The sequence below is a fragment of the Geodermatophilus obscurus genome (assembly GCF_900115395.1).
Lineage (GTDB): Bacteria > Actinomycetota > Actinomycetes > Mycobacteriales > Geodermatophilaceae > Geodermatophilus > Geodermatophilus obscurus_B.
This window is the reverse complement of record NZ_FOWE01000019.1, coordinates 1-7,539: the sequence shown is the minus strand read 5'-3', so window position 1 is coordinate 7,539 and position 7,539 is coordinate 1. Positions and strand designations below refer to the sequence as shown.

The following is a 7,539-nucleotide window of genomic DNA, read 5'->3' as shown; positions in this document are numbered from 1 at the left end:
GCCCTCTGGACCGCCGGGTTCCTCGCCTTCCCCCTCGCCGGCCTGGCCGGTACGGCCGTGGTCGGCCGCGTCGACTCACCCGGAGCCGCCCTGATCGGCGGTGCCGTCGCCGGCCTCGGCATCGGCCTGGGACAGACGCTGGCCGGCCGAGGACGACTCGACGTCCGCAGGTGGGTGCCGGCGACCGGCATCGGCATGGGACTGGGCCTCCTCCTCGGCGCCGTCGTCGTCGGCTACGGGACCTCGCTGCCCGACCTGGCGCTGATGGGCGCGCTCACCGGCCTCGTCCTCGGGCCCGCGCAGGCCCTGGCGCTGCCTCGCGGCACGCGGCTGCGGTGGGCGTGGGCCGCCGCGCTGCCCGCACTGTGGGCACTGGGCTGGACCACGACCACGCTGGGCGGGATCGCCGTCGACGAGCAGTTCACCGTCTTCGGCGCCTACGGCGCGATCACCTTCTCGGCGCTGTCCGGGCTGCTCCTGCTGCGCCTCCTGCCCGCACGTCCCGTCGCCGGCTCCCCGCCGGCGCCGACACCGGTCGCCGCACGCGCATGACCACGAGCCCGCGGCACGTCGTCTTCGGCACCGGCGCCGTCGGCCTGGCCACCCTCGACGCGCTGCGCCGTCGCGGTGAGACCGCCCGTCTGGTCAACCGCTTCGGGCACGCCCGCGTCCCCGACGACGTCGAGGTGGTGGCCGGTGACGCCCGGGACCCGGCCTTCACCACCGCCGTGGCCCGGGGCGCCGAGGTGGTCTACCAGACCCTCAACCCGCCCTACGCCGAGTGGCCGGCCCAGTTCCCACTGCTGCAGGCCGGAGTGCTGGCCGCCGCCGAGGCCACCGGTGCCCGCCTGGTCAGCACGGAGAACGTCTACATGTACGGCCGCCCCGCCGGACGCCCCCTCACCGAGGACCGCGCGTACGACGCGCACACCACGAAGGGACGGCTGCGCGGCCGGATGGCCCGCGACCTGCTCGCCGCCCACGACGCCGGCCGCGTCGAGGTCGCCATCGGACGCGCCTCGGACTACTTCGGCCCCCGCGGCGGCGCCCAGTCCAACCTGGGCGACCGCGTCTTCCCCCCGGCGCTGGCCGGCAGGACCGCCACCGTGCTGGGCGACCCCGACCAGCCGCACACCTACACCTACGTCCCCGACATCGGCGAGGGCCTCGCCGTCCTCGGCGAGCACCCCGACGCCCCCGGGCAGGTGTGGCACCTGCCCAACGACCCCGACACCCGCACCACCCGCCAGCTGGTCGACCTCGTGTACCGGCAGGCCGGCCGGCCGCGGGGCAGGCTCCGCCGCCTCCCCCCGGTCGTGCTGCGCGCCCTCGGCCTGGTCGACCCGACCATGCGGGAGCTCGTCGAGATGCAGTACCAGTTCGAGGAGCCCTTCGTCGTCGACAGCACCAAGATCGCCGGCAAGCTCGGCGTCCGAGCCACCCCGCTCGAGCAGGCCCTCGCCGACACCCTGCGCAGCTACCGCGATGACTGAGGACGAGGTCGTCTGGCCGGTCGGGACGACCGACCTCGACCCGGACCTCGGCGACCGGCCGATGGTCTTCCGTCCGAGGGGCTTCCTCGTCGCCATCCTCACCGACGACGCGGCCCGGCGCGCCGCGACCGCACTCCGGGCTGCCGGGTTCGCCGACCGGCGGCTGCGGGTCTTCACCGGCGAGCAGATCCTCGCCGACCACGCGCGCTACCGAGCCCAGCCGAGCCGGTCCCGCCGGGTCGTCGGGGCCCTCACCGACGACCCGGAGACCCTCGCGCTCTACCACGGCCACGCCCGCGACGGCCGGGCGGCGCTGTGGGTCCACGTCGCCGACGACGACGAGGCCGGCCGCGCCGTCCGCGGCATGTCCGGCTGCCGCACGCTGCACATCCGGCACTACGGCCGGCACCGCCGCAGCGACGTCGTCCTGCAGCGCCCCACCTCCTGACCACCCCGGTCAATGACGAGAGAAGAAGGTCCCGATGGCCACCACCCACTTCCACGCGCTCCGCGGCCCGCCCAGTGGAGCCGGAGGCTCGACGACCATGACCGCGGTCGTGCAGGACCGTTACGGCCCGGCACCCGAGGGCCTCTTCCGGATCGACCGGATCGCGGTGCCTCCCACCGGCTACGCCGAGGTGCTCGTCCGGGTGCACGCGGCCAGCGTGGACCGGGGCACCTGGCACGTCATGGCCGGCCTGCCCTACCCCATCCGGCTCGCCGGCTTCGGCCTCCGCAAGCCGAAGTACCTCAACCCCGGCCGGAGCCTGTCCGGAACCGTCGAGGCCGTCAGCCCCGGGGTGACCGGCTTCGCGCCGGGTGACCCGGTGTACGGCACGTGCAACGGCTCGTTCGCCGAGTACGTGACCGTCGCAGTCGACCAACTGGCCGCGAAGCCGGCCAACCTGACCCACGAGCAGGCGGCCGCCGTCCCCATCTCCGGCGTCACCGCCCTGCAGGGCCTCCGCGACCGGGGCCGGGTGCGACCCGGGCACCAGGTGCTGATCGTCGGCGCCTCCGGAGGCGTCGGCACGTTCGCCGTGCAGCTCGCCAAGGCGTTCGGCGCGGAGGTCACCGGCGTGTGCAGCACGAGCAAGGTGGACCTGGTCCGCTCGCTCGGCGCCGACCACGTCATCGACTACACGACCGGCGACGTCGCCGACGGTCAGCGCTTCGACGTCGTCCTCGACACCGGCGGGCACCGCTCCCTGAGACGGCTGCGCCGCACGCTCACCCGCCGGGGCACGCTCGTCATCGTCGGCTCGGAGACCGGTGGCCGCTGGCTCGGCGGCTTCGACCGGACCATCCGCGCCATGCTGCTGTCGCCGTTCGTCCGTCAGCACCTGGCTCCGCTCGCCAGCTCGGAGAACGCCGCCGACCTGGTCGTCCTGACCGGGCTCGTCGAGTCCGGCCAGATCACCCCGGTCATCGACCGGACCTATCCGCTCGAGGAAGCGGCCGCCGCCATCCGCCACCTGCTGGACGGCACGGCCCGAGGCAAGCTCGTCGTCTCCGTCTCCCCCAGCGGCATGCAGACAACGCCCCCAGGGAGCACGCCATGACCGATCCCCGCACGTCCTATCCGGTCCGCGTCGACGCGGCACTGGACCCGTTCCAGTCGCGCTGGCTGTGGCTGGTCAAGTGGCTGCTGCTGATCCCGCACCTCGTCGTGCTGTTCTTCCTGTGGGTGGCCTTCTGGGTGGTGGGTGTGATCGCGTTCTTCGCGATCCTGTTCACCGCGCGCTATCCGCGGTCGCTGTTCGACTTCAACGTCGGGGTCATGCGCTGGTCCTGGCGCGTGCACTACTACGGCTACGGGGCCAACGCCACCGACCGCTATCCCCCGTTCACCCTCGCCGAGGTGCCGGACTACCCGGCCCACCTCGACGTCGCCTATCCGGAACGGCTCTCCCGAGGCCTGATCTTCGTGAAGTGGCTCCTGGCCATCCCGCACTACCTCGTGCTGGCCGTGTTCGTCGGTGGCGGGCTGTGGCTGGGTACCGGCGCCGGGACGGATGGCTGGAACAACGGCTGGAACGACATCTGGAGTGCCGGCGGTGGCCTGGTCGGCCTGCTCGTGCTGATCGCCGCGATCGTGCTGCTGTTCACCGGCCGCTACCCGAAGCCGCTCTTCGACTTCGTGATGAGCATGGACCGGTGGGCGCTGCGGGTGGCCGCCTACACCGCGCTGATGACCGACCGCTACCCGCCGTTCCGGCTCGACCTCGGTGGCACCGACCCCGGCACCGTGCCCGTCGGGCCCGTCCCGCCCGCGCCCACCGGCGCACCGGCCGGACCTCCGCCGGCCCCGGTCCCCGCCGCCCGGTGAACCGCCCGACCGTCCCCGGCACCAGGCGGGGACGGTCGGCGCCCATCCGTTCCAGCCCTCGAAGGAAGCGACATGACCGTCACCGCGCCCACCCCCGGAGTCATCCGGCCGCCCCCCGACACGATGCGCTCCACCTCGCTGGCCGCCGGCATCCTGTACCTGCTCACCTTCGTCTCGATCCCCACGCTCATGATCTTCGAGCCGGTGCGCGAGAACGCCGACTTCGTCCTCGGCGCCGGCAGCGACTCCGGCGTGCTGTGGGGTGCCGCCGCCGAGGTCGTCGTCGCCCTGGCCGGCATCGGCACCGCCGTGGTCCTCTACCGGGTCGCGAAGCGGCAGAGCCAGACCGCCGCCCTCGGGTTCGTCGCCGCCCGCGTCCTGGAGGCCGCCCTCATCTTCGTCGGCGTCGTCAGCGTCCTGACACTCCTCACCCTCCGCAACGACGTCGCCGGAACCACCGGCGCGGACCCGGCCTCGCTGGTCACCACCGGCCACACGCTCGCCGCGACCTACGACTGGGCGTTCCTGCTCAGCCAGAGCCTGATGCCCGCCTTCAACGCGCTGTGCCTGGGCTACGTGATGTACCGGTCCGGCCTCGTGCCGCGCATCCTGCCCACCATGGGGCTCATCGGCGCCCCGCTGCTGTTCGCCTCCGACATCGCGATCTTCTTCGGCGTCTACGACCGGTCGGCTCCGGCCGCCCTGCTCGCCGCGCTCCCGATCGCCGCGTGGGAGCTCTCCCTCGGCGTCTACCTGACCGTCAAGGGCTTCAAGCCCGCCGCGGTCGCCGCACTCGCCTTGACCGACCGGGAGCCCGAGCTGTCACCGGCCTGAGCACGCCCATCGGGTGGGGACGTCCGCGTCGCGACGGACCTGCACTCGCCTCACCTGAGCACCACCGCGACCGACCCCGGCTCCTCCGACCGACGGAGCCGGGGTCCGGTCGCGTTCTGTGCCGCGCGTGGCGCCTCGGCAGCTGCTGGATCTACCAGTCAGGTGTCGGGCTAGTCGGGCGATGGACCGCCCCGGCCGGACGGCAAGGACGGCGCTGGGGTCGACGGCGACGGCCTCGAAGAGACGATGGACCGGGTTGCCCTTGATGACGCCGGAGCACCGGCCGGTGTTCCCTGCACCGCTGGGCGGCTGGCGCGACCCTCTGAAACCCAGGCCGACCTGCGCGACGCCTTCGCCACCGCCGGCCTCGTGTCCCCAGCCGTCGCCGAGGGCCGGCACAGCGTTGGTTGCGGGCCGGCTGGCAGGCTCCCCACCGTGGTGGAGGTCGCCGGCTGGGTCCATCACCTTCGTCGGGGTGTTCGTCGTGCTAGCCACCCTGCGGGACATCTTCCACACGCTGTGGCACCCCAGTGGGCGCAGCGGCTTCGGTCGGAAGGTCATGGCGGCAGTCTGGCGCGCGGGCGGGCCGCGACGAGGACATCACCGGGTCAGCGTCCTGGCCGGCCCGCTGTCGATGGTCGTCGTCGTCCTGGCCTGGGTCATGCTCGTCGTGATCGGCTGGACCCTCGTCTACTGGCCACACCTGGCCGACGGCTTCCACTTCAGCGAAGGGCTGCAGGGGACCGGCCGCGGCGGTTTCACCGACGCGCTGTACCTCTCCATGGTCACCGTCGCCACGCTCGGGTTCGGGGACATCGTCCCCACTGAGCAGTGGCTGCGGATCGCGGTCCCCCTGCAGGCCCTGCTCGGGTTCGTGCTCCTCACTGCCGCAGTGACATGGGTGCTGCAGATCTATCCGGCCCTCACCCGCCGCCGGGCGCTGGCCATCCGCCTGTCGCTGCTGCGCCGCGCCGACGCGGTGCGGGTGCTGAAGGAGGAGGACGTGCCCATGGCGGCGAACCTCTTGGAGGACCTCGCCGGCGAACTGGTGCAGGCGCGAGTCGACCTCACCCAGTACGCGGAGACCTACTACTTCCACGACGGTGAGGAGTCGGCCTCGCTCGCCGCGACGATCGGGACGGCGTTGCATCTCGCGCACGCGGCCGAGCGGTCGCCACGCGCGGACATGCGCTTCGCCGGCAAGCTCCTCGACGGCGCGCTCGGCGACTTCGCGCGTCTCCTCGACGACGAGTTTCTTCGGGTCGGCGGACCGCTGCAGGCCGTGCTGACCGCCTACGCCGCCGACCACGGCCACGTGCCCGCAGGGACGGATAGTCACCCGTGACGAACGCGGGCCTGATGTTCGGTGGGCGGGTGGCGACGCAGGCGTCGCGGACTCGCTGTCCACCCTCCGGTCACGACGGCGCCGGCACCGCTCCGCTCCGCGTCCCCGACCGCCCGTGCCACTCCTTTCGGCGCGTGAGCCACCGAGCGGAGGGCGAACGCGGACGCGGCCTGGCTGAACATAAGTCGGCCGGAACGACCTGGGTGGCGGTGCAGCGCCGCCACGTGCCGATCCTGATGTGGCCCACCATCGAGACCTGCCGGGTCGAACGCCACCGGAAGCGGCGTGGGCGCGCACAACTCGGCCCAGTCCCGGCGGACCCGGCGGGCGGCCCACGGGGTCATCGACGTCGGCCCCTGCTCGGCGCCGCCGCACGCGAGAAACGCCTGCGGCGCAGGGCCCGCCCGTGCAGCCAGCCGATGAGCACCAGCAGCGGCACGTGGATTGCCGGCAGGTTCGGGGCAAACCACGCGGGCAGGTAGATGTCGGTGACCGATCCGCTGGTGGCGCCCGCCCGCTCCGCCAGCCCGGTGAGCGGGCAGCGGAACCCGTCCGCGGCGAAGACCAGGCACTCCCCGGCGACGACCACCGCGGCCGCGCCGGCCCGCCGGTCGCTGCGGCCGGTCGCGCCGGTCCCCAGCAGGTATGCCACGCAGGACTCGATGGAGAACCACGCCGCCGTGTGGACGCCGCGGATCAGCGCGAGCCGGCGGGCATGGACCTGCGGAGGAGTGGATCGCTCGCTGCGGATCGACGTCACCGGTGCTCCTCGGGCTGTGGCCGCGATCAGTACACCGTGTCCTCGGATACGGATCGACATCCGGCGCACGACGACGTCCCACGAAGCCTTCTCGGCTGCACGCGAGGTCGATCACTTACGCCCCGGACGAGGTGCCCCGCCCGCGGCGTGAGCGGACACATCCGTTCTCGGCCGTGGCGAGGTCGCTGCGCCATCCGCGCCGGTGGCCGCCCGGGCGAGGCCGGACTGCATCTCGGTCCCGCGCTATGACGAACGCTGTGCGCCCCCGGTCAGGGGCTCCGCGTGCCACGGCGATTCTCGAGGGTCACCGAGGTGCCGGATCCTTCCGTCTGCCACGTTCAGATCGCGTCCACCCGCGATGACCAGGAGGTCGCCTGCGCGGGTTGTGACGCGTGCACCGGGGATGAGTTGCCGACCGTTGCCCAAGCCGGGAACCACCTGGGCACGGGTGCACGCTTCGCCCCTGATCGGTGGTCCTCAGGCAACCGGACGCGCTGAGCTGATCCGCGCGTGAGGATGTGATCGGCGGACCGGCCAGTCGTCCGCGGCGGCCTGCGCGGCGGCGGCTAGGGCGCGTCTCTCAATCCCGTAGCCAGAGCAGAATCGAGGCGAGGACGACCGCGCCGTGGAAGACGGTGGCGTGTTTGTCGTAGCGGGTGGCGATGCCGCGCCAGGCCTTGAGCTGGTTGAAGGTCCGTTCGATGACGTTGCGGCGGCGGTAGGCGGTGCGGTCGTAGCCGATCGGCCGGCCACCGGCCGAGCCGCGGCGTCGTCGATG

General features: G+C 73.1%; 9 protein-coding genes. 7 read left to right on the top strand and 2 right to left on the bottom strand.

Annotation, left to right across the window (positions count from 1 at the left end):
* The 7 genes from BM165_RS25060 to BM165_RS23625 form a co-directional block, all read left to right on the top strand.
* Positions 1 to 552: hypothetical protein (locus tag BM165_RS25060; RefSeq protein WP_075015992.1), on the top strand; the 552-nt coding region annotated here is incomplete at its 5' end.
* Complete coding sequence (locus BM165_RS23650; RefSeq protein WP_075015991.1) at positions 549 to 1,493, top strand: NAD-dependent epimerase/dehydratase family protein; 945 nt, start codon at positions 549 to 551, stop codon at positions 1,491 to 1,493. The genes BM165_RS25060 and BM165_RS23650, both read left to right, overlap by 4 nt.
* Positions 1,486 to 1,941, top strand: coding sequence for a hypothetical protein (locus tag BM165_RS23645; RefSeq protein ID WP_075015990.1), 456 nt, complete (start codon positions 1,486 to 1,488; stop codon positions 1,939 to 1,941). Before BM165_RS23650 ends, BM165_RS23645 begins: the two co-directional genes overlap by 8 nt.
* 97 nt (positions 1,942 to 2,038) lie before the next feature.
* Complete coding sequence (locus tag BM165_RS23640; RefSeq protein WP_075015989.1) at positions 2,039 to 3,055, top strand: NAD(P)-dependent alcohol dehydrogenase; 1,017 nt, start codon at positions 2,039 to 2,041, stop codon at positions 3,053 to 3,055.
* Positions 3,052 to 3,822 (top strand): DUF4389 domain-containing protein, encoded by a 771-nt coding sequence (locus BM165_RS23635; RefSeq protein ID WP_075015988.1) that lies wholly within the window; start codon positions 3,052 to 3,054, stop codon positions 3,820 to 3,822. Before BM165_RS23640 ends, BM165_RS23635 begins: the two co-directional genes overlap by 4 nt.
* 72 nt (positions 3,823 to 3,894) lie before the next feature.
* Positions 3,895 to 4,656 (top strand): DUF4386 domain-containing protein, encoded by a 762-nt coding sequence (locus BM165_RS23630; protein ID WP_075015987.1) that lies wholly within the window; start codon positions 3,895 to 3,897, stop codon positions 4,654 to 4,656.
* A gap of 475 nt (positions 4,657 to 5,131) precedes the next feature.
* A complete protein-coding gene (locus BM165_RS23625) occupies positions 5,132 to 6,001 on the top strand; it encodes a potassium channel family protein (protein ID WP_208976868.1) in 870 nt (289 codons plus the stop codon).
* 340 nt (positions 6,002 to 6,341) lie between these two features.
* On the opposite strand, the gene BM165_RS23620 is transcribed toward BM165_RS23625, so the two are convergent.
* Entirely contained in the window at positions 6,342 to 6,761 is a 420-nt protein-coding gene (locus tag BM165_RS23620; protein ID WP_208976867.1) for a hypothetical protein, read from the bottom strand.
* A 580-nt stretch (positions 6,762 to 7,341) separates the two neighbouring features.
* The coding region (locus BM165_RS23615) for a transposase (protein WP_143108274.1) at positions 7,342 to 7,539 on the bottom strand (198 nt) is incomplete at its 5' end.

Bases quoted from the DNA above. Each gene is read 5' to 3' on its own strand.
- BM165_RS23640 (WP_075015989.1), top strand. From the start codon at position 2,039: ATGACCGCGGTCGTGCAGGACCGTTACGGCCCGGCACCCGAGGGCCTC.
- BM165_RS23635 (WP_075015988.1), top strand. From the start codon at position 3,052: ATGACCGATCCCCGCACGTCCTATCCGGTCCGCGTCGACGCGGCACTG.
- BM165_RS23630 (WP_075015987.1), top strand. From the start codon at position 3,895: ATGACCGTCACCGCGCCCACCCCCGGAGTCATCCGGCCGCCCCCCGAC.
- BM165_RS23645 (WP_075015990.1), top strand. From the start codon at position 1,486: ATGACTGAGGACGAGGTCGTCTGGCCGGTCGGGACGACCGACCTCGAC.
- BM165_RS23650 (WP_075015991.1), top strand. From the start codon at position 549: ATGACCACGAGCCCGCGGCACGTCGTCTTCGGCACCGGCGCCGTCGGC.